Here is a 21,961-nt window from a genome sequence, read left to right as displayed (position 1 = left end):
GGTTTGCTGCAAATAAGTGTAAAAGAGCGTAAACCTAAAAGACAGGTCAGCATGAATTCAGCTAAATTACTTAAAAATAGTAATGAGGACTTGAGGAGATTTAACTATGAATAAGTTAGTAGCAATAATTGTGGGCATCTTCAGTACCTTTGCGGTTCATGCTGGAGAGGCGCAAGTTACATTCAAAGACTTTAAAGATTATCGCGATGTGAAACCCTCTAATGAAGCTAGAGGAAGCTATCATAAAAGGATAGCGTCTCAACTTGAAAAGCATATAACTAAGCTAGCGGAGCAACTACCCGAAGGCTACAAGCTAGAAGTCACTTTTGATGATATTGATTTAGCAGGGGACGTGCGTTTTAACGCAGATGATTTACGTATTGTAAAACCTATCTATTTTCCCCGCCTTGATATCAGTTACAGTTTGGTAGATGGCAAGGGGATGAAGCTGTTAGCGGACTCGGATGTGAACCTTAAAGATATGAGCTTCATGGACCGAGCAAGAATCGGCCATGAGGAAAGCTTCTATCATGAAAAACGTTTACTCAGCGAATGGTTTTCAGAAACCATCTTGTCGGCTATCGAATCGGAATAAAGTGTGGTTGCGCGCTCATTGTAGCGCGCTCCTTTTGTCTTAAATCAGAAAGCTGATTATTTAAAGGTCGCTAGCAGTTGTAGTAAGTGCTGTAACTTTTTAACCACAAAAGCCAATTTCTGCTCGTCAATTTGCTCTGCTTTAGATAGGGCTTCAACGTCAGCAGCTACGTCTAACACGTAAGGTTTAAAGCGCTTTGCTTCAAAGGTAAAGCCGGCGTCTTCGGTAAATAGGGCTTTAAATTTGCCATGACCTTGGCGCTGTAATTCGTCTAATTTTTTATCAGCATCAAGTGATTGACGATAAACAACTTTTAGGTTTTCATTCAATTTTTCAATGATAGTTTGCATATTTTTCCTAAAGTTATTGTTAAAAAGGCCGATAGTCTACTTGGATTCATCTAAAAAGTCAGGTAACGCTTATGAATATTTCCGGAAATAACCTGCCTGTGATGTCTGGTGCAGGCTCAAGTGGCGAGGTTTACAGCGCTTCTTTAGCTAAAAAGCAACAGCAAGCAGACGGGAGAGCAGCACTTGCTTTGATTGAAGCCGCTGGGTCCAGCGCAGCTGCGCAAAGTCCCGCAAAATCAACCACAGCAACTTTAGGTAACAATATTAACGTGTACGTTTAACGCGTGCGTTATTCTTACTCGTTAATCTAGCTGTAAATCAATCGGTGTCTTACTTGTTTTGCCACCGATTTCTCTCACCAACTTTGGTACCAAAAATCCAGGTAATGCTTCTAACATCTGAGCCATAATACTTCTGGCATGAGTTTCTTGTACATCAAAATGACTGGCACCTTCCACTTTATCAAGCAAATGCAAATAATAGGGCAAGATATCCGCTTCAAATAGTGCTTCACTCAGGGCTATTTGTGCCCCTGAAGTATCGTTTATGCCTTTTAATAACACGGCTTGATTGAGCAAAGTCACTTTTGCGCGCCTGAGCATTTGCATTGCTTGGCTAAACGTTTCGTCAATTTCATTCGCATGATTAATATGGTTCACCAAGATAACCTTAAGGCGACTGGTTGCCAAACGTTCACACAGCGTATCGGTAATACGTGATGGTAACACAACGGGTAAACGGCTGTGGATCCGTAAACGTTTGAGCTGTTTGAGTGGTTCAAGCTGGTCGAGCAACCAGGCTATGGCATCATCTTTGGCCATTAGAGGGTCTCCGCCACTTAAGATGACTTCATTGATCTGCGGGTGTTGTTTTACATACTCAACAACTTCAAGCAAAGAGCGCTTATTCAGTTGGTTTTCCTGATAAGGAAAGTGACGACGAAAACAGTAGCGGCAATTTACCGCACAACCTGTTTTTAACATCAGTAAAATACGTGAACGGTATTTGTGTAACAGCCCAGGCTGCGCGCTTTGCTGCTCTTGTAGAGGGTCTTTATTAAACCCTGCTTTAGCCAAAAACTCTTGATGCACGGGCATGACTTGTAACAGTAAAGGGTCACTGGCATCGCCATAACGCATTTTTTTTATAAACGGCAGGGGAACACGAACAGGAAATAAACGTCTCGCTTCGAGGTCTTTTGTGTCAAAATGCGACTCTAAACCCAACATATTGAGTAAGGTTTGTGGGCAAGTTACTACATTTGCCAATTCTTTTTGCCAGTTACTATGCAAATTTACTTCATTTGTTTGTATCATTAGCAGGTTTATTACTCGATAAAAGATGATTAGAGGATACGATGGCGAATTATAGCACCAACGAGTTCAAGGGCGGCTTAAAAATTATGTTAGATGGCGAACCTTGTGCCATCTTGGAAAATGAAATGGTTAAACCTGGTAAAGGTCAAGCGTTCAACCGTGTTAAGATCCGTAAGTTGATCTCTGGTAAAGTGTTAGAGAAAACTTTTAAGTCTGGCGATTCGGTTGAAGGCGCAGACGTAATGGATACCGATCTTGCTTACCTGTACACAGATGGTGAGTTCTGGCATTTCATGAACAATGAGACATTTGAGCAAATCGCCGCTGATGAGAAAGCAGTGGGCGATAACGTAAAATGGCTAGTAGAAAACGATGTATGTACCATCACGTTATGGAACGGCAACCCTATTGCGGTAACACCCCCTAACTTTGTTGAGCTTGAGATCACTGAAACGGATCCGGGCCTAAAAGGTGATACGGCTGGTACTGGTGGCAAACCTGCAACACTAGTAACAGGTGCCGTGGTACGAGTACCATTGTTTGTACAGATCGGTGAAGTTATCCGTGTTGATACACGTACCGGTGAATACGTAAGCCGTGTGAAGTAATTCTAAATTACTTGTCTGAATTTTAGACACACAGGCATAAAAATCCCAGCTATTGCTGGGATTTTTGGTTAGTGAGAGAGTGTAATGCCAGAGCAACTTTGGGCACCCAGTGCCGATATATCAACTTTAAAACAGCGTGCTAAGATTTTAGCCACCATCAGAGCGTTTTTTGCAAAGCGTGAGGTATTGGAAGTAGAAACCCCCAGTATGTGTGGTGCCAGTGTGACAGATGTGCATTTAGTCAGCTTTAAAACTCGCTTTGTTGGGCCTGGTAATCATCAAGGGCAGGATCTATATCTACAAACTTCCCCCGAGTTTGCGATGAAACGATTGCTGGCCTCTGGCAGCGGTCCGATATACCAGCTTGCCAAGGCATTTCGCAATGAAGAATCAGGTCGTCACCATAACCCTGAATTTACCATGCTCGAATGGTATCGCCCAGGCTTTGATGAGTTTGATTTAATGGATGAAATAGATCAACTGATGCAGCTGGTACTAAAATGCCGACCATGTACAAGTATGACGTACCAGCAAGCCTTTATGGACGTGTTGGGGCTAGACCCACTAAGTGCATCTTTGGATGAGTTAAAGCAGTGCGCCAGTGAACACGGCTATACAGATATTGCTGCGACAGAAACAAACCCAGATACCTTGTTACAATTGCTGTTTTGTATGCAAATTGAGCCAAAAATTGGTATCGATGCACCGTGTTTTGTGTATCATTTTCCAGCCTCACAAGCGGCATTAGCCAAGCTCAACGAGCAAGACCCGCGTGTAGCTGGGCGGTTTGAATTGTATTATCGAGGCATGGAACTGGCAAATGGCTTCAACGAGCTGACGGATGCCAACGAACAGACACATCGTTTTGAGCAGGATAACCAGCTGCGTGCACAAATGGGACTACCTCAAGTGGCCATTGATCAACACTTTATTGAAGCGTTAAAGCAAGGCTTGCCAGCTTGTTCTGGTGTGGCATTAGGCGTGGATAGATTAATCATGCTGGCGTTGGATAAAAACCGAATTGATGAGGTTATCTCATTTGCTGTTGGGCGTGCCTAGCGGCCAACAGCAAATTCATATCAAACAAATCTTTGTAGTTCTTTTTGTGTAGTTTCGGTTAACTGCTGTGCGCGTTGGCAATCGCTAAGCGCAGAGTCAATTTGTGTTTTTGCTTGCTGAGCCAGAGCGACAATTTGTTGAACAGTTTCGTGGGTATGAGCTTGAGTTGACTCTAGTTGGTGAACCGCACTGGCAATTTGCTCAAGCTGTGCTTGGTTGCGTTCAAAATCATGACTCATGTCAGCGAAGCCTTTGGAGGTCTCGCTAATGGCTTGCTCGGCAGATTGTGAATGGCTGATCAACTGCTCTGACTCACGATTAGTCTCACCCACTAAATTATTCATTTGATTTATAAAGTCACTGATCTGCCTAGTCGCATTATTCACTTTAACCGACAGACTGCGTACTTCATCGGCAACTACAGCAAAGCCACGACCCGCTTCCCCTGCGCGGGCAGCCTCTATCGCTGCATTTAAAGCTAACAAGTTGGTTTGGTCAGAAAACTCTTCGACCATTTTAAGTATGCTGCGAATATTCTCACTGTTTTCTTTCAATCCAGATACAGTACTTGAAAAGTTACCCAGCAATACGGTTATTTGTTTTACTTCACCGACCAACGTGGCCAGCGCCTGTGATGAGTTTCTCACAAACTGTAGGCTTTCGGTGTTGGCCTGATATACCTGATCGGTATTGGCAACAATGCTTTGTAGGCTGTGGGTCACTTGGTCACTGGCAGCAATGATAGAGTCACTCATGTTAATTTGCTGCTCACCAAATTCTGCGGTTTGTCCCATAGAATGAGTGACTTGATAGTTGCTGGTGGCGGCACTTTGTGCACCTTCATAGGTTTTTTCCAGTAACTCACGTAGATGCTGGGTAAAGGTGTTGTATTGATCGCTTAATTCTCTGAATTCATCATAGGTGAATTTAGGTAATGTGGCATTGAGATTACCATCTTGTCGGTTTGCTTGTTGTAGGCTATCGCGCATTGCCCTGACAGGACGCACAATCAAAAAGCGCATATAAAAAAGTGTAAATATAAAGCCACCCACAGCGCCTAGCGCCATTAACCAAAATAAACCTAAGCTACTGTTGTTGCTATCAAGCTCATTGTAAAGCCAAATCAAGGTGATGACTTGAAAGGCAAAGACGAAACTTAAGTTGCCAAAGATCTTTCGTGATAGGGTGTAGAAAAAGCTTTGTTCAATTTGATTATATAAGCGCATGTATAGACTCATTGTTTGCTCTTTATATCCATGTTTATTCTATTGAGAGCACTTGGTCATCGCTCAATGCTCGCAAGTGGGTAAAACACAAATACTTCTTTAATCAATAATATATGCTAAGAACGCGATAAAATCATTTTTGCGTAGCAAGGAAAGTTACTAAAAATACCATCCACGCCCAACGCGCGCATATCTTCGATGTCTTGCTGCTTATCGACCGTGTAGGCAAAAACCTTTAACCCTCGTTGTTTTGCATCATCTACGAATTGGTGGTTGATGAAGTTTTTGTCCATGTGGATGCTGTAGGCATGCAGCCGTTGTGCAAACTCGGCATAATTCAGCGGAATAGATGCTGTGAGTGCGCCAATTTTTACCCAAGGCATGTTTTGCTTAAGCCAAACAAGTTGATGGTGGTCGAATGATGAAACCAATAATTGCTCTCTGTTGATAACGCCTTGTTGTACATTGTGCTCAATACAAGCAACGAACTGATCCAAACCAAATGTGTGTTTAAGCTCAAGATTGATCATGGTTTGCTGACCAATCTCATCAAATACCTGCTGCAAGCAAGGAATATGTTCACCATTGCCGGCGTCCAGTAGCTGGATTTCTTGCAAGCTGGTTTGATTTACTTTACCGATACCGTTGGTGGTTCTATCGAGCCATGTATCATGCACGATAGCGTAATCGTTGGCACAACTTTGCACATCAAGTTCAATGCCATCGACATCGGCTTGCAAAGCGGCACGAATAGCACTGAGAGTATTTTCGGGGTAATTACCGCTGGCACCCCGATGCGCGAATACTAGCATGTGGCTTTTTCCTCGTGATAGACCAAGTTTCAAAACACGCTGCGCTTATCACCAGCAGCCCGCCGAGCAAGGTCATAATTGTTGGTTTTTCTGCCAACAGCATAAAGGCCAATAGCGTCCCATACAAGGGCTGTAAGCAAGAAATTAATCCAGCAGTTGTGGCGGATAAGTGTTTTAGACTACTGGCAAACAATGCGTGTGGGATGGCGGTAAACACAGCCCCTGCTAATAAGATGTAGTACACATCTTGACTCGGCAGTGCGCTGGGCTCTACTTCCACAAAAGCGGCAAGCATCACACAGGCAGTGAGGGTCTGATAAAACATGGTATGTGGACCGCTATACGTGGCGAAAAAACGCTTTTGCAGTAGGTTACGCGTCGCAAACAAGGCAGCAGAAAACACCCCTGTGATGATCCCCAAGGTGACTTGATTACCTATGCTGGCTTCAGGAATAAGTAAATAGATGCCAAATAGTACGATGAGTGCACTGAAAATATCTTTGCTTTTTATGCGCTGTTTGGTGAACAAGGGCTCCAAAAACACGGTGATCACAGGGTAAGTAAAAAACGCAATGATCCCCGTGGCAATGCCCGCCATTTGCATGCCAGCAAAATAGGTCACCCAATGAAGACCCACAACAATTCCTAGCAGCACGGCGATAAGGTAATCGCGAGCACTTGCCAAGCGTAGCTGTTTACCACTGAGCTTAAGCAGTGCTGCCAATACCACAAAAGCCACAGCAGTGCGGTAGACAGTGATATCTAACGCAGATAGGTTAATCAGCTTTGAAAACAGTGCGGTACCACCAAATAGCAACACGGCGATGTGAAGATAAACAAGGGAAGTTTGTTCTGGGCGCATGATGAATATCGTGTAGTTTTAATGAACAGGCAGTGTATCACGTGGATAAGTAAAAATGCTTACCAATCTGGCGAAACCGACCTGCGCACAGCTAAATAAAACTTTCATACCCAGTGGCTGTCTCATTAGCGGGTTTTGGGTTAAAATAACAACATAACTCAATTAACAAGCTAGTGAATGTCAAAACAGGATCCTCATCTCCGTCGAGAGCAAGACAAATACGAAAATCCAGTACCGAGTCGCGAATTTATATTAGAGCATATTAAAACTGCCGACAAAGCGACCACCTTTAGTCAACTCTGTAATAGTCTTAACGTGTTGGATGATGAACGCCAAGTCGCGTTTAAACGTCGTCTGCGTGCTATGGAGCGTGACGGGCAGTTACACTTTAACAAGTTCAAGCGCTATGTGATCCCAACCGATGATGGTTTGGTGAAGGGGCGCGTCATCGGTCATCGTGATGGCTTTGGCTTTTTGGCTGTGGAAGGCGAAGAAAAAGACTGGTTTATTGCCAAGCACCAGATGAACAGCGTGTTACATGGTGACATTGTGTTGGCAAAAGCGGCCAGTCGTGGTTCGGGTGGTAAGGTAGAGGCACGTATTGTGCGAGTACTAGAGGCTGAGCGCACACCTATCGTGGGGCGCTATTTCGTCGAACACGGTACGTCGGTCGTGGTTCCTGAAGACCCACGCATTACCCAAGATATTATCATTCTACCTGGCAGTGAGAATGGTGCACGACACAACCAAATGGTACAAGTGCAGATCACGCAAAGCCCAAGCAGGCAAATGAATGCAGTAGGTAAGGTGATTGAGGTACTCGGTGAGCATATGGCGCCTGGAATGGAAATCGAAGTTGCGCTGCGTAACCATGATATTCCACATATTTGGCCAGAGTCAGTTTTGGCTCAGGTAGCTGTTCATGGTGAAGAAGTTGAAGACGTTGACAAAAAGGGCCGAGTAGATTTAAGAGACTTGCCGTTAGTGACCATAGATGGTGAAGATGCTCGGGACTTCGATGACGCGGTTTTTTGTGAGCGCAAAAAGTCGGGAGGGTGGCGTTTATGGGTTGCCATCGCAGATGTTTCTCATTATGTGCCTAAAGGCAGTGCACTTGATAGAGAGGCGATTGAGCGCGGTAACTCGGTATACTTTCCTGAACAAGTTATCCCCATGCTACCTAAAGTTTTGTCTAATGGCTTATGTTCATTGAATCCAGAAGTTGACCGCTTATGTATGGTTGCAGAAATGACCGTCTCCGAGGCGGGGCGTTTATCAGGTTATCGCTTCTATGAGGCGGTAATGAACTCTCACGCTAGACTGACCTACACTAAGGTTCATGCCATTTTACAAGGTGATGAGCAGCTGCGAGAACAATATGCGTCTTTGGTACCTCATCTGAGTGATTTGCAGCAAATGTACATGGCACTCAAATCGGCAAGGCAAACCCGTGGCGCAATTGAGTTTGAAACCACAGAAACTCGGTTTGTGTTCAATGCTCATCGAAAAATAGAGTCCATCGTTCCGTTAGTTCGTAATGATGCCCACAAACTGATTGAAGAATGTATGATTTTGGCCAATGTGTCGGCGGCCAAGTTGCTTGAAAAGCACGAAGCTTGCGCACTGTACCGTGTTCACGATGAACCGGATCAGGAAAAGCTGAGTCATTTCAGACAATTCTTAAATGATTTGGGCATTGAAAGCTTACTGCCAAATGATCCCTCGCCGTTAGAATTGACTGCAGCGCTGAACCAACTCGGTGAGCGGCCAGAGCAAGAGTTGATCCAAACCATGTTGCTTCGCTCAATGAAACAGGCGGTTTACCAACCCGATAACATTGGTCACTACGGACTGGCGTTGGATGCTTACGCGCATTTTACGTCTCCTATTCGTCGTTATCCCGATTTAGTTGTGCACAGAGCAATTAAAGGCATCTTGACCAAACAAGGCCAGCGTACCTCTGGTGCATATGAGTACGATAATGATGAAGTTGACCAGTTAGGTGAGCAATGTTCAACCACGGAGCGCCGAGCAGATGACGCGACGCGTGAAGTAGCAGATTGGCTCAAATGTGAGTTTATGCAAGATCACGTGGGAGATGAGTTTACAGGGGTGGTCTCTTCGGTGACGACTTTTGGTCTGTTTGTACGCCTTGATGACTTGCAAATTGATGGCATGATCCATATCTCTACATTGGGGCAAGAGTATTTCCATTTTGACGGTGCCAAACACTGTTTGGTTGGTGAGCATAGCCGTCAGGTATATCGCTTAGGCGATAAATTAAAAGTGGTGGTAGCGTCGGTGAGCTTGGATGAGCGGCGCATCAACTTGGCTATGGCGGGTGAGCAGTTACCCGATCGTTATGCAAGACGCCGTAATAAGTCTGTAAAATCAGAAGAAAAACCTGCATTTAGCAGCGTAAGGGCGCAGTTAAAAGCAGGCAAGATCCCCGGCAAGGGTGGCTCTGACCAAGACAAACAAGACGAACGTAAACCCAAGAAGGGTAAGAAAACAACCCCAAAGGGCAAACTCAAAAAATCGAAAAAAGCAGCGGCTGAGTTGCCAAAGGCTAAGACCAAAGCCAAAAAAAGTAAGGCAAAAAGGCCGGGTAAAAACGCGAGAAAACGCACTAAGAATAGCTCTGGAGCATAACTAAGGTGAGTAACGAATTAATTTTTGGGTTTCATTCAATTGAAGCAATTTTAGCGAAGGAACCCGAGCGCTTTTTAGAAATTTACGCGCTCAAAGGACGTGAAGATAAACGCTTAAACCCAGTGATCAACGAAGCTCGAAAGTTTGGTATTTCAGTGCAGTTTATGCAAAGAAAGGCGCTGGATAACAAGGCAAATGGTGAGCAGCATCAAGGTATCATCGCCAATGTTAAAGCTGCGCGGACTTACAACGAGCGTGACTTAGACGAGATACTTGCCAGAGAATCGAGCCCATTCTTTTTGGTGCTAGACGGTGTGACTGATCCGCATAATTTAGGCGCGTGCTTACGTAGTGCCGATGCAGCAGGTGTACACGCGGTCATAGTGCCAAAAGATAAATCGGCCAAGCTCAATGGTACAGCGCGTAAAGTTGCCTGTGGAGCTGCAGAGACCGTACCATTGGTTCAAGTGACCAACCTAGCGCGCACACTCCGTGATATTAAAGAAGCAGGGGTATGGGTTGCGGGCACTGCGGGTGAAACGGATACAGGTGTGTTTGATGCAAGCCTAACAGGGCCTATCGCGATTGTGATGGGAGCCGAAGGTGACGGTATGCGTCGCCTAACAAGAGAACATTGTGATATTTTGGTGAAAATTCCGATGGTTGGCACGGTGTCTAGCTTGAACGTATCAGTTGCCACTGGAATTTGCCTGTTTGAAGTACTCAGGCAGCGTAGCGCGCTTTAAAAGTAATCAGTATGAGAAAAAGCGCAGTCATTACTGCGCTTTTTATTTTCTACTGTGGTTCAATCAATGATCTGTGCCCAAAATAGCTTCCAACTCAGTTAATGACTGTATTGTATAGGTTGGTGTTACACCTTCAGGGCAGGTTTTTCCTGGGTGTTGCAACCAGCAGCTATCAATACCAAATTGATTAGCGCCGAGAATGTCACTGCTGGGCGTATCACCCACCATCAAGACTTTGCTTTTGTCAGGATTACCCAACAAAGACAGTGTGTGGGCGAAAATATATGGGTCTGGCTTGGCTGTGCCCACAAGCTCAGAGATGACCAAGCAGTCAAAGCAGTCACTCAGCCCAGTGTGAGCCAGACGTTTTTCTTGCAGTGCGGCAAAGCCATTGGTGATGATCCCAAGTGTTGCTTTGCCTTTTAAATGAGTGAGTAAATTGCGGGCACCAGGCAGGGGTTCACAAATACTGGCCATGGATTCTAAAAAACCCTCATTCAAGCGCTCAGCGGGCACTTTAAGGCACTCAGCCCATTTTGAAAACCGCGTGACTTGCAGTGTTTTTGCATTAATTCTCCCTGCTTGGTAATCAAGCCAAAGCGGCGCATTAACATCTTGATACTCTTTGTGATCTTGCTCGGTAAATTCAACACCGTATTGTGCAAATAGGGTTTTTAAACCTAAAAATGCATTGAAGCTAAATAAGGTTTCATCGGCGTCAAATAGTATATGGCTATACTTCATCTTGAATCGCTTGCTGCATGTATAAATGAGGGTGTAAGAAAGGTGCCATAGCCAGTGTCAAAGCTTGGGTGTAGGTGCTTTCTCGGGTTGCAACGTGATTGGTTAATAAACCAATAGCGCCACCTTTTTGTTTGATATTGGTGGTATTAAATACGCGGTCCATCACAGGACCTAACTCTTCACCCGCCACAAGAGCATCATAAATAGCTTGAGGCAGCGGTAGGTTGCTGCTGCGATTGACACTGGTATATTGGTCGTTTGCTATGACCACATAAGCAAAGGTTGCGGGTCCATAACTGAATTGATGGGCACCACCTTCCATCGCACAATAAAAGTCAGCCTGGTGGTGTTGTTGTAAGTAACTCACTCGGTTTTGTGCGCCGAAGCGTGTTTCATCTTCACCAAGGGGCTGCTCGGGTACACCACTGGGGGCATGCAAACCTGAGCACTGGACTTGATAGTCAGGGAAGTAACCCTGAATCACGTGTTTTGCGGCGTTTACTTTAACTGGGTTTTTAGACCCTACTAGAACTGTCAACGTTTTACTTTGTGCCATCACTTACTCCCTACTGCGGCAAAAAGAGGGGGGAGTTAGTGTAATTGGCACAAAAAGCGCAGGCAAGTTAAATAGGTAAGTCGATTGGGGCCATGTTTTCTAATGCTCGCTTTTTAACCAATAAGTCCTTAATAAGAGGCGTCAGTACCAACTCCATCGCCAAACCCATTTTGCCGCCGGGTACAACCAGCGTATTCATCCGAGACATAAAGCTGCCATCGATCATTTGCAGATAATAGGGAAAATCAACGTCGTCGATCCCGCGAAAACGGATCACCACAAAGCTTTCATCCAGCGACGGAATATCCTTTGCACTGAAAGGGTTGGAAGTATCAACAGTGGGGACGCGCTGAAAGTTAATATGAGTGCGGGAAAACTGTGGTGTAATATGGTTAATATAATCATCCATACTGCGCACAATTGAAGTCATCACCGCTTCTCTAGAATGACCACGCTCGTTAGTATCACGAATGAGCTTCTGGATCCATTCAAGGTTGATAATTGGCACCATGCCAATGAGCAAATCCACATGCTTGGCAACATCATGTTCTTCGGTCACAACGCCACCATGGAGCCCCTCATAGAAAAGGACATCGGTATTGGCTTCTAGATCCTGATAAGGCGTAAAAGTGCCGGGCAATTGGTTGTATGGCACAGCGTCGTCAAAGGTGTGGAGATAGCGCCTTATCTTGCCATCACCATGCTCAGCATAACGACTAAAGAGTTCTTCTAATGCGGCAAAGTCATTGGCTTCTTGGCCGAAGTAGCTAATGTGTTTTCCCTCTTGCAAGGCTTCGCGTTTGAGCTTATCCATTTCAGGGCGAGTGTAGCGATGGAAACTGTCTCCTTCAATAAATGCAGCGTTGGCACTTAAGCTTCGAAATATATGTTTTATCGCGTTAGTAGTCGTTGTGGTACCTGCCCCCGAACTACCGGTAATAGCTATAATTGGGTGTTTTTGGGACATAGTGACGCCTCGACATTCTCAAAATTTTAACAAAATGGTTGAATTCGATTGTTACTCGAAGCGACGCGAATAGCAAGTTTTGTGGTTTAATGCGCATCTGGGTATGATAAAAGAAAAACAACAAGGACCATGATGAAAGTATCTCTATCACTTGTCGGCTGTGTGTTGGCAACCGTTACTTTAACTTCACACGCTGCAATGCCAAAAAGCCAGATTTTACTAGCCAATGAAGTGGCGGGTTCAATAAAAGTGACATCTTTAACATCTGATGATAGCTATCACAACCAACCAGTGGTGACAGAGAATGGTGTATATTATACGCAGGAAGTGACCTCTACTCAGAATCCACAAACAGATTTATTCTTTTACGACTTTGCCAGTAAGCAAAGCCGTAATTTAACAAACAGTTCGGTATCGGAGTTTTCACCCACACTTTACCCTCACGGGGAGGGCCTTTCCAGTGTGGTTGTTGAGCCAGATGGTAAGCAAAAGCTATGGTTTTACCCGTTTGATGAGAACAAACAACCCGAACGAATTTTCGATCACATTGAACCTGTGGGCTACCATGCGTGGGGTAAAGGGAAGGATCTCATCATGTTTATACTTGGCGAACCACATACGCTCCAGTATTCAGATTTGACGGGGCATTTACCGACAAAAGTCGCCAAAGATATTGGCCGAACGCTAGCGTTCAATAAGGCACAGAACATCTATTCGTTTACTCATCATAAAAATGGGCAACAATGGTTTGCCAGTTTTTCAGTAAAGACTCAACAGATGAGCGATCATTTTGTGATGCCTGAAGGGGTGCAGGATTACACGTGGTTGGATGATAAAAAGGTGGCCTACGCCATTGGTAATCGCGTTTACATGCGTGATTTCACATCTCCCAAAGCTGTATCACAATGGCACAATCTGAGTGCATATTGTGATACCAATATTTCTCGTTTGAGCTATAAACATGGCAAGTTAGCATTTGTGTGCGATAAATCATAATTACTCCTGTAAAACCGCTGAGAATGCTTTAAAATAACGGGCTGTTTGTATATTTTAAGGGAAGTTGTATGAGTATATTGGTCACAGGTGGTGCAGGGTATATCGGGTCACATACCGTACTTGAATTATTGCAACGTGGTGAAGATGTTGTTGTTATTGATAATTTAAGTAACGCTTCACAGGAATCACTTGTGCGCATCGCTCAGCTCACAGGAGAATCGGTAAGTTTTCATCAGGGGGATATCCTCGATAAGACATTTCTTGACGAGGTGTTTTCTCGCTATGACATCAGTCAGGTTATCCACTTTGCTGGTTTAAAAGCCGTGGGTGAGTCGGTACGCAAACCGATTGAATACTACCAAGTGAATGTGCAAGGCACATTAACGCTATTAGATGCGATGCGAGACGCTGGTGTGTTTAAGCTCGTGTTTAGCTCATCAGCAACGGTGTACGGCGACCCACAAAGTTTACCTATTCGAGAAGACTTTCCTGTGGGTGGCACAACCAATCCATATGGCACTTCTAAGTTGATGGTTGAGATGGTGCTACAAGATGTCGCGAAATCAGATGAACGTTGGGCGTTTGCTATTTTGCGTTACTTCAACCCTGTTGGTGCCCATGAGTCGGGGCTAATTGGTGAAGACCCTAATGGGATTCCTAACAATCTACTGCCTTACATCGCTCAAGTGGCAGTTGGCAAGTTAGAGCAGTTAGGCGTGTTTGGTAATGACTATGATACTGTAGATGGCACTGGGGTGAGAGATTATATCCATGTGGTCGACTTGGCTTTGGGCCATTTAAAAGCACTAGCTAAGCTCGAATCTCAAGTGGGAACTCATATCTATAACTTAGGTACAGGCAAAGGCAACTCGGTACTTGAGATGGTCAATGCATTTGAAAAAGCCTCAGGCAAGCCAGTCCCTTATAAACTGATGCCACGTCGAGATGGTGATATTGCAGCATGTTATGCAGCACCAGAAAAGGCCCAACAGGAATTAGGTTGGCAAGCAACGCGTGATATTGACGCGATGATGCAAGATACATGGCGTTGGCAAAGTAACAACCCTAATGGCTATCAAGACTAATTCAAGCGTTTCTAGCGATACAGCAGATCTATACCATAGCTAGTTGTATCGCTTGCTTTATGCCATTGCTAACTCACTTTTTGCTCCCAACCAACGGGTAATTAAAGGCTCAACGCTGTTTGGGTGCTCTTTCATTATTCGCAATGCGATGGGTCTGACTTGCTCCAATAATGCCTTGTCTCGATTCAAATCGGCGACTTTAAACTCTGCCAGCCCGGTTTGCTTGGTGCCAAGCACTTCACCTGGACCTCTAATTTCTAAGTCTCGCTCAGCGATAACAAAACCATCATTGCTATCACGCAAAACCCCCAAGCGCTTTTGAGCGGTCGCAGACAAGGGCGCGTGATAAAGCAGCAGGCAGTGCGAGGCAATCGCGCCCCGACCTACACGGCCACGCAGCTGGTGAAGTTGTGCAAGCCCTAAGCGCTCTGGGTTTTCGATGATGATTAGACTGGCGTTAGGTACATCAACCCCTACCTCTATTACGGTTGTCGCAACCAGAACATCAATCTTTCCACGTTTGAAGGCCATCATAACGTCTTGCTTTTCTTGTGCTTTCATTCTGCCATGCACTAGACCAACAGTCAGTGCTGGTAATTGCTCTTTGAGTTGAGTCGCGGTGTCTTCTGCAGCCTGACATTGCAGAACTTCAGATTCATCAATCAGTGTACATACCCAGTACACTTGACGTTTATCGTCAATACAGGCACTTTTCACGCGCTCAATGACTTGCTCACGACGAGTATCAGGAACGGCAACGGTGGTGATGGGGGTACGACCTGGAGGTAATTCGTCAATCACCGAGGTTTCTAAGTCCGCATAGGCGGTCATGGCCAGGGTGCGTGGAATGGGAGTGGCGGTCATGACCAGTTGGTGCGGATAGCAGTCGTTGAACTGACCTTTTTCACGCAGTGCGAGGCGTTGATGTACGCCGAAGCGATGCTGCTCATCGATGATGATTAAAGCGAGGTTAAAAAACTCTACCTGTTGTTGGAACAGAGCGTGTGTACCCACCACCATTTGCGCTTTACCACTGGCAATATTTTGTAAGGTTCGCTCGCGTTCTTTGCCCTTGGTCTTGCCCCCAAGCCATGCCACTTCAATACCCAGATTTAAAAACCAATTACTAAAGTTGATACTGTGCTGTTCGGAGAGGATCTCCGTGGGCGCCATGAGCGCTACTTGATAGCCCTTGGCAATTGCCCCCAGCGCTGCCAACGCCGCCACTAAGGTTTTACCTGATCCGACATCGCCTTGCACCAAACGCATCATGGGGTAGGGCTGTTGTAAATCTTGTTTTATCTCGGCAACTACGCGCTGCTGTGCATTGGTGGGCGAAAAAGGTAAATTGGCTAGAAACTCGGGTTCGAGCGTGTTGTTCGGTGGCAAAGGTACAGCTTTTACTGCTTGGCCGCGATGCCGCAATTGCAGCAAGCTTAGGTTTTGCGCCAATAGCTCCTCAAAAGCCAATCGTTTTTGAGCGGGGTGTTGGCCAAGCTCTAGAGATGACAAGTCGGTGTCTTGAGGTGGCTTGTGTAGTGCCAATACCGCTGCTTTTAAACTAAGCCCCGCTGGGCGATATTGCTCGGGTAAGTATTCCTCAAGATCATATTTATTCAATAGTGCCACAGCCTTGTCTGCGATGGCGCGGATACTCAACTGTTTTAGGCCCTCGGTGGTTGGGTAAACCGCTGTGAGCGTTGCTAAATTTGGGTCTTTTAGTTCGCTGTGACTGTCGCGAATACTGTACTCAGGGTGGGCCATTTCTAACCCAGCTTGACCTCGGCGAATTTCACCAAAACAACGGATCACCTTACCCGGTGCCATGGCATTTTTTTGTGATGCATTAAAATTGAAAAACCGCAGCGTTAGACGTCCTGTACCATCGTTGACATGACAGATAAGCATACGACGCTTACCAAAAGTAATTTGGCTGTGTTCTATTTGTGCTTCAATACTCACATGAGAGTGCAGCATCAGTTCGGCTATGGCATACGTGCGTGCACGGTCTTCATAACGCAGCGGCAAATGAAATAACATGTCTTGTACGGTGAAAATACCGAGTTTCGCTAACCGTTCTGCTACCTTAGGACCTACGCCTTTTAGCTCGGTAATGGGGTAGTGAGACAAATTTGGCGAAGACATGCAATTCCTTGTTTAAGTCGTTTTTTTAAATTTAAGGGCGTTCCAGAAAGCGTCATCTGCAACGATTTCACCGTCATCATCCAAATCTGGATAAGGTAAACCTTTTTCCACACAGCGGTTTGCGATAATTGGATGGCAACCTTCAAACAATAAAGTATGTTTGGTCTTGGCGTCCAGCATATCATTACGATCATATAGGCCAGCAGCATCTCGTTGGCGTTGTGCTTCATATAAAATCAATGCCGCGGCAACTGAGACATTCAGTGATTGCACCATCCCTTGCATGGGGATAACGATGTGTTTGTCTGCATGTGCTAGGGCTTTGTCTGAGATCCCTAAGCGTTCTTGGCCCACAATAATTGCGGTTGGCTTGGTATAGTCGATTTCGCGATAGTCTACCGCTTCATCACTTAAATTTGTTGCCAGTAATTGAATACCAGGGTTTTGTTCACGGATGGTAGCAACGGCAGTATCAATATCATCATGCATATGGGTTTCAACCCAGTTTTTGCTGCCGCCTGAGGTATTGTTAGTTAATCGACGCTGTTCTTGCGGCCATACCGCGTGTACATGATGGCACCCGACGGCATCGGCGGTGCGCACAATAGCCGATAGATTATGGTGTTTATGTACTTCATCCAGACAAACTGTCAGGTCGGTTTGGCGTCTATCTAACACCCGTTTTACGCGATGAAAACGTGTTTCTTTCATCTGTTACTGCTCATTACAATCAAAATAGCGCCTGATTATACCCGTATATCGCTAGGGGATCACCTCACGGGCAATAGGGTTTTGTAGTGAGATCAGTGTTTCGGTGGATTGTATTGCTTCAATCGTTTGAATTTTATTGATTAATACATCCTGTAAGTGATCGATTGTGCGTGCCATTACCTTAATGAAAATACTGTAATTACCCGTTGTATAATAGGCCTCTACTACTTCTTCAAACCCTTGTAGTTGCGCAATGGTACTAGGGTAATCGCGTGCGTGTTTGAGGTTTACACCAATAAAGCAACACACATCATAACCGAGTCTCTTGGCACTGATAGTGACCTTGGTACCGACAATAATGCCTGCTTGTTTCATTTTTTCCACACGCACATGAATGGTGCCTGCACTGACGGCAAATCTTTTTGCTAATTCGGCATAAGGTGTACGCGCATTGTCCATTAATGCGTGCAAAATCGATTTATCGAGATTATCGATCTGATAATTTTCCATGGCTATTTCGCTGTGTGATTTTCGTTTCGTTAAAATATACCGTCTATTTTTAAAGAAAAACAGAGTGTTTGGCTATTTTTGTTGATGGTTGTTGTAATTTGTGCGGTTTTTATTGACGATAGTTTTAAGCCAATAAATACATGGCAAGCTAATTAACAAAGAATACTGGGAATGAGGTCCTAAATTATGCAGAGCACATATCGTCAAACACAGCAGCAGATCAGCCGCGTTAAACAAGTTTTTTCACAACAGCTTGAGAGCAAGTTAGGGCTAATTGAAGTACAAGCCCCGATACTAGCCAAAGTGGGCGACGGCATTCAAGACAACTTAAGCGGTACAGAAAAAGCGGTTTCGGTTAAGGTCAAAACGCTACCACAAGCGCAATTTGAGGTGGTGCATTCATTGGCTAAGTGGAAGCGTAAAACGTTGGGGGACTGTGGTTTTTCAGTCGGTGAAGGTTTGTACACGCACATGAAGGCACTGCGTCCTGATGAAGAACGACTTTCACCAATACATTCAGTATATGTTGACCAGTGGGACTGGGAAAAAGTTATCTGTGCTGAATCTGAGCGTTCATTAGCCACGTTAAAACACACTGTAGAAACCTTGTATCAAGGTATTAAAGCCACTGAGCAAGTGGTGGCCGATGAGTTTGGTTTAAAGCCATTTTTACCAGAGAAAATCACCTTTGTGCATAGCGAAGCGTTACGTCAGATGTACCCAGACTTTAGCGCTAAGCAACGTGAAAAGGCGATTGCTCAAGAATATGGCGCAGTGTTTTTAATTGGTATTGGTGGCGCATTGGGCGATGGCAAAATTCACGACGTACGTGCGCCTGATTATGACGATTGGTCGACGGCAACCTGTGATAAATATCAGGGATTGAATGGTGATATTTTGGTGTGGAACCCTGTGCTTGAAGATGCCTTTGAGATCTCGTCAATGGGTATCCGCGTATGCCCTGAGGCTTTAGCACGCCAGCTCAAAGTGACTGGAGACGAAAGTCGTTTAGAACAAGATTGGCATCAACAGCTGCTAAGCGGGGCAATGCCACAAACCATTGGTGGTGGTATTGGTCAGTCGCGTTTAGTGATGTTGCTGTTACAAAAGCAACATATTGCTCAGGTACAGGTTAGTGTGTGGAGTGATGAAGTACAGTCACAAATTGGTGACGTACTGCGCTAACGGTAAGATTTAAAATGAGTGTAAAGCGACGTCGCCGCAAGGTGGCGTTGCTTTTTTTCAACACCCTCATGTGGGTAGGTCAACAAGAAGAGATCGCTTTGGCAACGTAATAGGTTTTAAGTGGGTAAGGTGTGCCATTAGATGTAGGTATCACCCGCAAGCAACAAACTCTAAGTGAGTGTTGTTTAGTAGCGCAAAGCGGTATCATCCTCGGGTGATGCCGCTTTTTTTAATGCTGGCAAAGTGTTGTGCGTCCTTAAAAAATAATTTACACACTAACTAACATTTAGTTATTGTTGCTACTTATGGGTTTCACTGTATAGTCTTTGAATTATCGGTAGGGATACATGGCAAGTAAAAACACACAAATATCAGTGATGATGCCCCTATGGTGTTGGTGTATAGTTGTTTTTGTTGTGCTAGAAACCGCACATGTGATGCGAGAGCAAGACTTAGCATGGTTTTGGATTACGGCGGCGACCTCTATCGAAGGAGCAGCTTTCCAGTTTATCTGGTTGATATATTTAAAAGTGAAGTCAAAACCTTGATTGGCTGCGCTCAATGACACGTTAGTACTTTTATTTTCTTAAATATTTTACCTTCTATGTTTGTTAAAATAATCGGATAGCTCGGTGTCTATCCGGTGGTATAAGTATAAAAAGTGCTAACTGGTCTTAAACTCTATCTCTATCTTACCTTCAACCAGAGCTGCGGTGCACGGTGGGTAGCTGCGGGTGGTTTTAAATACGCGGTCAAAAATATGGATCTCAACACCAGGATTGAGGGCCTGATTGGCAACGAGTTTAGAGTTTTCAAGTAACTCGTTGAGCTGGCTCTCCATATCAGACATTTTCTTTTCAAGGGCTTCGGCTTCTTGGCAATAGTGCATTTGTGTGGCACCAATTTTAGCCATAAGTTGCTTTTTCTTTTCAGGGTCTTTAAGTAGATCCGCTTTTTCAATCGTTTGCTGCAAAGTATTTAACTGTGCGCTGGTTTTGCTCAATGCTTTGAGGCACTCGTCAGTTTCTTGGGTCAGCTCTACGCCGTGGCGGGCAAGACGTACAATCATTTTAGCGCCTGACTCACTGCCTATCTCACCAGCAACAAGCATTTGCGTATCTAGTACTTCTCCGCCAATCAGTTTACCTCTGGGGTTATCATCGGCACCAATTTGCACCAGTTGTTTCGCCTTAATGGTGCAATGGTTACTTTGCTTGGCAATATACACATTGTTGGCTTCAAGGTAACAGTATTGGCCATGAGCGATATGAATATCACCTTGTGCAACTAAGCAACAGGTTAAACCTTGATCGTTGTTTTGATGGTCCAAGTGACCAATAACCGCTTGCTTTACGTCAATATGGCCGCCACTAATCAGTTCTCCTGATTCAACCGAGCCCATGACGGTTATGTCACCTTTGGCTTTAACCTTCATGCCCGGCCCAACCGTATGTGTAACGATCACACTGCCATTAAAGTCAACATGACCACTTCTCACGTCCACATCTTTGATGGTAAATACGTCATCAACACGCATGCCATTTTGAATATCAGAAGGGCAGCCCGCAATGCTGGCGACAAGTTCAAGTGGGTTACTGGCTGAAATTTCAGTGCCTTCGCCTGCGGTGAGTTCGAAATCATCGCCCTCTTTAGCTTCAATACTGTCACCGACCACAGTAAAGCCCTCTTTGCCGGGTGTCGGTGGTTGCTTGGAAACCAGTAATGTACCTGGAGCGACACTTGCCAATTTGCCAAAGTCGCGCATATCTACCGAGCCATCCTCTCTGAGCTTTGGCTGCTTCAAACGCTCTCTCATAGTCACTACATGGGCGACCAATTTAGCAGGTTGCCCATCTTGTGGTGGGCGGCCCTGTGCGATGATTCCTTTTGCATTAGAACCTGCGGGTAGTTCCAATTGTTTTTGGAGAATTTTTTCTAAGTAAGCCTGCTTGTATCCGCGGCTTACACCGGCGTTGATAATTGCTTTTTTGGCTTTTTCTAAATTGATCATGGCACCGCCTTTGGCGGTTACAAGGTGAGCTGTAGCAGTCATTTTGTCATCAGACAATTCAATGGTGAGTTGCGCATCTACTTTTTTAGCGACAACGAGTTGTTTCTCTGGAAACTCGCTTTTGAAAAAAGCGTCAATAGAATCCCTGTCGATCTCACAATCGGCATAAGGCGAACGTTCTAGCGCTTCAATGATGAAGGCTGCGTTCGGTGGATTTAGTTGAGCAACGTCTAATAGGACATTTCCGTTGTGTGCCAATTTGAACACGTTTATCACCCTTACCTTTGCGGCTCAAAAACGAACCCATGACAAAAACCAAAGTATTAGCTTTAGAGTGCTTAATAAACAGTATAGAGTCAAGTGCTTGAGATCAAAGAATAGACATAAAAAAAGCCGCTCAAAGGCGGCTTTTTAATACTAAAGAATTAGTTTGTTGACGGAAGCTCCATAATGCCGTCAATCTCAATCTGAGCGCCCTTTGGTAACTCTTTTACACCGATGGCTGCGCGTGCAGGGTAAGGTGTTTTAAAGTGCTGGCTCATAATTTCGTTAACAGTGGCAAAGTTGCTTAGGTCAGTCAGGAAAATATTTACTTTGACCATATCTTGTAATTGACCACCAGCGGCTTCGCATACCGCGGTTAGATTTTTGAAGACTTGCTGCGCCTGTTCGGCAAAATCTTCAGAAATCATTTCCATTGTTTCAGGCACTAATGGAATTTGGCCTGACAGGTAAACTGCTGTGCCTACCTTAACGGCTTGATTGTAAGTACCAATCGCAGCTGGAGCTTGATCGGTAGAGATAATCGCTTTGTTCATGTTCAAT

At 44.9% G+C, this 21,961-nt stretch carries 22 protein-coding genes; 9 read left to right on the top strand and 13 right to left on the bottom strand.

The window, feature by feature from the left end; translation table 11 throughout:
- The first annotated feature begins 106 nt into the window (after positions 1-106).
- On the top strand, positions 107-595 hold the full coding sequence (locus L1070_RS08845; RefSeq protein ID WP_237125286.1) for a DUF3016 domain-containing protein: 489 nt from the start codon (positions 107-109) through the stop codon (positions 593-595).
- Between the two features lie 56 nt (positions 596-651).
- Here the strand turns inward: L1070_RS08845 and L1070_RS08840 are convergent, their stop codons facing one another.
- Complete coding sequence (locus L1070_RS08840; protein WP_237125285.1) at positions 652-945, bottom strand: prephenate dehydrogenase; 294 nt, start codon at positions 943-945, stop codon at positions 652-654.
- A gap of 71 nt (positions 946-1,016) precedes the next feature.
- Here L1070_RS08840 and L1070_RS08835 point away from each other — a divergent pair, with 71 nt between their 5' ends.
- Entirely contained in the window at positions 1,017-1,226 is a 210-nt protein-coding gene (locus L1070_RS08835) for a hypothetical protein (protein ID WP_070986303.1), read from the top strand.
- A gap of 21 nt (positions 1,227-1,247) precedes the next feature.
- Here the strand turns inward: L1070_RS08835 and epmB are convergent, their stop codons facing one another.
- On the bottom strand, positions 1,248-2,261 hold the full coding sequence (gene epmB, locus L1070_RS08830; protein WP_237125284.1) for an EF-P beta-lysylation protein EpmB: 1,014 nt from the start codon (positions 2,259-2,261) through the stop codon (positions 1,248-1,250).
- 41 nt (positions 2,262-2,302) lie between these two features.
- On the opposite strand from epmB, the gene efp reads away from it, so the two are divergent.
- Positions 2,303-2,869, top strand: a complete 567-nt coding sequence (gene efp, locus L1070_RS08825; protein WP_070986301.1) for an elongation factor P — start codon at positions 2,303-2,305, stop codon at positions 2,867-2,869.
- Positions 2,870-2,953: 84 nt separating this feature from the next.
- A complete protein-coding gene (epmA, locus tag L1070_RS08820) occupies positions 2,954-3,928 on the top strand; it encodes an elongation factor P--(R)-beta-lysine ligase (protein ID WP_237125283.1) in 975 nt (324 codons plus the stop codon).
- A 20-nt stretch (positions 3,929-3,948) separates the two neighbouring features.
- Here epmA and L1070_RS08815 read toward each other — a convergent pair whose 3' ends face one another.
- The 3 genes from L1070_RS08815 to L1070_RS08805 form a co-directional block, all read right to left on the bottom strand.
- On the bottom strand, positions 3,949-5,154 hold the full coding sequence (locus L1070_RS08815; RefSeq protein ID WP_237125282.1) for a methyl-accepting chemotaxis protein: 1,206 nt from the start codon (positions 5,152-5,154) through the stop codon (positions 3,949-3,951).
- Positions 5,155-5,270: 116 nt separating this feature from the next.
- On the bottom strand, positions 5,271-5,966 hold the full coding sequence (locus tag L1070_RS08810; RefSeq protein WP_237125281.1) for a glycerophosphodiester phosphodiesterase family protein: 696 nt from the start codon (positions 5,964-5,966) through the stop codon (positions 5,271-5,273).
- The gene (locus L1070_RS08805) at positions 5,932-6,828 is read right to left on the bottom strand and encodes a DMT family transporter (protein ID WP_237125280.1); all 897 of its coding nucleotides are present in this window, start codon (positions 6,826-6,828) and stop codon (positions 5,932-5,934) included. Before L1070_RS08805 ends, L1070_RS08810 begins: the two co-directional genes overlap by 35 nt.
- A gap of 177 nt (positions 6,829-7,005) precedes the next feature.
- Here L1070_RS08805 and rnr point away from each other — a divergent pair, with 177 nt between their 5' ends.
- A complete protein-coding gene (gene rnr / locus L1070_RS08800) occupies positions 7,006-9,480 on the top strand; it encodes a ribonuclease R (RefSeq protein WP_237125279.1) in 2,475 nt (824 codons plus the stop codon).
- Positions 9,481-9,485: 5 nt separating this feature from the next.
- Complete coding sequence (gene rlmB, locus L1070_RS08795) at positions 9,486-10,226, top strand: 23S rRNA (guanosine(2251)-2'-O)-methyltransferase RlmB (protein WP_070986295.1); 741 nt, start codon at positions 9,486-9,488, stop codon at positions 10,224-10,226.
- Between the two features lie 63 nt (positions 10,227-10,289).
- Here rlmB and yjjG read toward each other — a convergent pair whose 3' ends face one another.
- The 3 genes from yjjG to L1070_RS08780 all read right to left on the bottom strand — a co-directional run bounded on the left by yjjG (position 10,290) and on the right by L1070_RS08780 (position 12,493).
- On the bottom strand, positions 10,290-10,970 hold the full coding sequence (gene yjjG / locus L1070_RS08790) for a pyrimidine 5'-nucleotidase (protein ID WP_237125278.1): 681 nt from the start codon (positions 10,968-10,970) through the stop codon (positions 10,290-10,292).
- Positions 10,960-11,526, bottom strand: coding sequence for an inosine/xanthosine triphosphatase (gene yjjX, locus L1070_RS08785; RefSeq protein ID WP_237125277.1), 567 nt, complete (start codon positions 11,524-11,526; stop codon positions 10,960-10,962). The genes yjjG and yjjX overlap by 11 nt, the downstream gene beginning before the upstream one ends.
- A gap of 67 nt (positions 11,527-11,593) precedes the next feature.
- Positions 11,594-12,493 (bottom strand): phosphoribulokinase, encoded by a 900-nt coding sequence (locus L1070_RS08780; RefSeq protein ID WP_237125276.1) that lies wholly within the window; start codon positions 12,491-12,493, stop codon positions 11,594-11,596.
- A gap of 132 nt (positions 12,494-12,625) precedes the next feature.
- Here L1070_RS08780 and L1070_RS08775 point away from each other — a divergent pair, with 132 nt between their 5' ends.
- Together L1070_RS08775 and galE are read left to right on the top strand one after the other, a co-directional pair.
- On the top strand, positions 12,626-13,489 hold the full coding sequence (locus L1070_RS08775; RefSeq protein ID WP_237125275.1) for a hypothetical protein: 864 nt from the start codon (positions 12,626-12,628) through the stop codon (positions 13,487-13,489).
- A 68-nt stretch (positions 13,490-13,557) separates the two neighbouring features.
- On the top strand, positions 13,558-14,574 hold the full coding sequence (gene galE / locus L1070_RS08770) for a UDP-glucose 4-epimerase GalE (RefSeq protein WP_237125274.1): 1,017 nt from the start codon (positions 13,558-13,560) through the stop codon (positions 14,572-14,574).
- 57 nt (positions 14,575-14,631) lie between these two features.
- Here the strand turns inward: galE and recG are convergent, their stop codons facing one another.
- The 3 genes from recG to asnC are packed head-to-tail and all read right to left on the bottom strand — an operon-like array spanning position 14,632 to position 17,940.
- On the bottom strand, positions 14,632-16,719 hold the full coding sequence (recG, locus tag L1070_RS08765) for an ATP-dependent DNA helicase RecG (protein WP_237125273.1): 2,088 nt from the start codon (positions 16,717-16,719) through the stop codon (positions 14,632-14,634).
- Positions 16,720-16,731: 12 nt separating this feature from the next.
- On the bottom strand, positions 16,732-17,430 hold the full coding sequence (gene trmH, locus L1070_RS08760; RefSeq protein ID WP_237125272.1) for a tRNA (guanosine(18)-2'-O)-methyltransferase TrmH: 699 nt from the start codon (positions 17,428-17,430) through the stop codon (positions 16,732-16,734).
- Between the two features lie 51 nt (positions 17,431-17,481).
- Positions 17,482-17,940, bottom strand: a complete 459-nt coding sequence (gene asnC, locus L1070_RS08755; RefSeq protein ID WP_237125271.1) for a transcriptional regulator AsnC — start codon at positions 17,938-17,940, stop codon at positions 17,482-17,484.
- 186 nt (positions 17,941-18,126) lie between these two features.
- Between asnC and asnA the strand changes: the two genes are divergently transcribed.
- Positions 18,127-19,125: an aspartate--ammonia ligase gene (gene asnA, locus L1070_RS08750; RefSeq protein WP_237125270.1), complete on the top strand. Its 999-nt coding sequence runs from the start codon at positions 18,127-18,129 to the stop codon at positions 19,123-19,125.
- Between the two features lie 664 nt (positions 19,126-19,789).
- Here the strand turns inward: asnA and L1070_RS08745 are convergent.
- Together L1070_RS08745 and L1070_RS08740 are read right to left on the bottom strand one after the other, a co-directional pair.
- Positions 19,790-21,403, bottom strand: a complete 1,614-nt coding sequence (locus L1070_RS08745) for a FapA family protein (protein WP_237125269.1) — start codon at positions 21,401-21,403, stop codon at positions 19,790-19,792.
- Positions 21,404-21,561: 158 nt separating this feature from the next.
- On the bottom strand, positions 21,562-21,954 hold the full coding sequence (locus L1070_RS08740) for a RidA family protein (protein WP_070986283.1): 393 nt from the start codon (positions 21,952-21,954) through the stop codon (positions 21,562-21,564).
- Between the last annotated feature and the right edge of the window lie 7 nt (positions 21,955-21,961).

The sequence above is a fragment of the Pseudoalteromonas sp. MMG022 genome (assembly GCF_021654245.1).
In the GTDB taxonomy this organism is placed as follows: Bacteria; Pseudomonadota; Gammaproteobacteria; order Enterobacterales; family Alteromonadaceae; genus Pseudoalteromonas; species Pseudoalteromonas amylolytica.
This window is presented reverse-complemented; position numbering and strand designations above follow the sequence as displayed.

What these genes read in the sequence shown, in the direction of transcription:
- L1070_RS08845 (WP_237125286.1), top strand. Translation starts at nt 107, where the DNA reads ATGAATAAGTTAGTAGCAATAATTGTGGGCATCTTCAGTACCTTTGCG.
- L1070_RS08840 (WP_237125285.1), bottom strand. Translation starts at nt 945, where the DNA reads ATGCAAACTATCATTGAAAAATTGAATGAAAACCTAAAAGTTGTTTAT.
- L1070_RS08835 (WP_070986303.1), top strand. Translation starts at nt 1,017, where the DNA reads ATGAATATTTCCGGAAATAACCTGCCTGTGATGTCTGGTGCAGGCTCA.
- epmB (WP_237125284.1), bottom strand. Translation starts at nt 2,261, where the DNA reads ATGATACAAACAAATGAAGTAAATTTGCATAGTAACTGGCAAAAAGAA.
- efp (WP_070986301.1), top strand. Translation starts at nt 2,303, where the DNA reads ATGGCGAATTATAGCACCAACGAGTTCAAGGGCGGCTTAAAAATTATG.
- epmA (WP_237125283.1), top strand. Translation starts at nt 2,954, where the DNA reads ATGCCAGAGCAACTTTGGGCACCCAGTGCCGATATATCAACTTTAAAA.
- L1070_RS08815 (WP_237125282.1), bottom strand. Translation starts at nt 5,154, where the DNA reads ATGCGCTTATATAATCAAATTGAACAAAGCTTTTTCTACACCCTATCA.
- L1070_RS08810 (WP_237125281.1), bottom strand. Translation starts at nt 5,966, where the DNA reads ATGCTAGTATTCGCGCATCGGGGTGCCAGCGGTAATTACCCCGAAAAT.
- L1070_RS08805 (WP_237125280.1), bottom strand. Translation starts at nt 6,828, where the DNA reads ATGCGCCCAGAACAAACTTCCCTTGTTTATCTTCACATCGCCGTGTTG.
- rnr (WP_237125279.1), top strand. Translation starts at nt 7,006, where the DNA reads ATGTCAAAACAGGATCCTCATCTCCGTCGAGAGCAAGACAAATACGAA.
- yjjG (WP_237125278.1), bottom strand. Translation starts at nt 10,970, where the DNA reads ATGAAGTATAGCCATATACTATTTGACGCCGATGAAACCTTATTTAGC.
- yjjX (WP_237125277.1), bottom strand. Translation starts at nt 11,526, where the DNA reads ATGGCACAAAGTAAAACGTTGACAGTTCTAGTAGGGTCTAAAAACCCA.
- L1070_RS08780 (WP_237125276.1), bottom strand. Translation starts at nt 12,493, where the DNA reads ATGTCCCAAAAACACCCAATTATAGCTATTACCGGTAGTTCGGGGGCA.
- L1070_RS08775 (WP_237125275.1), top strand. Translation starts at nt 12,626, where the DNA reads ATGAAAGTATCTCTATCACTTGTCGGCTGTGTGTTGGCAACCGTTACT.
- galE (WP_237125274.1), top strand. Translation starts at nt 13,558, where the DNA reads ATGAGTATATTGGTCACAGGTGGTGCAGGGTATATCGGGTCACATACC.
- recG (WP_237125273.1), bottom strand. Translation starts at nt 16,719, where the DNA reads ATGTCTTCGCCAAATTTGTCTCACTACCCCATTACCGAGCTAAAAGGC.
- trmH (WP_237125272.1), bottom strand. Translation starts at nt 17,430, where the DNA reads ATGAAAGAAACACGTTTTCATCGCGTAAAACGGGTGTTAGATAGACGC.
- asnC (WP_237125271.1), bottom strand. Translation starts at nt 17,940, where the DNA reads ATGGAAAATTATCAGATCGATAATCTCGATAAATCGATTTTGCACGCA.
- asnA (WP_237125270.1), top strand. Translation starts at nt 18,127, where the DNA reads ATGCAGAGCACATATCGTCAAACACAGCAGCAGATCAGCCGCGTTAAA.
- L1070_RS08740 (WP_070986283.1), bottom strand. Translation starts at nt 21,954, where the DNA reads ATGAACAAAGCGATTATCTCTACCGATCAAGCTCCAGCTGCGATTGGT.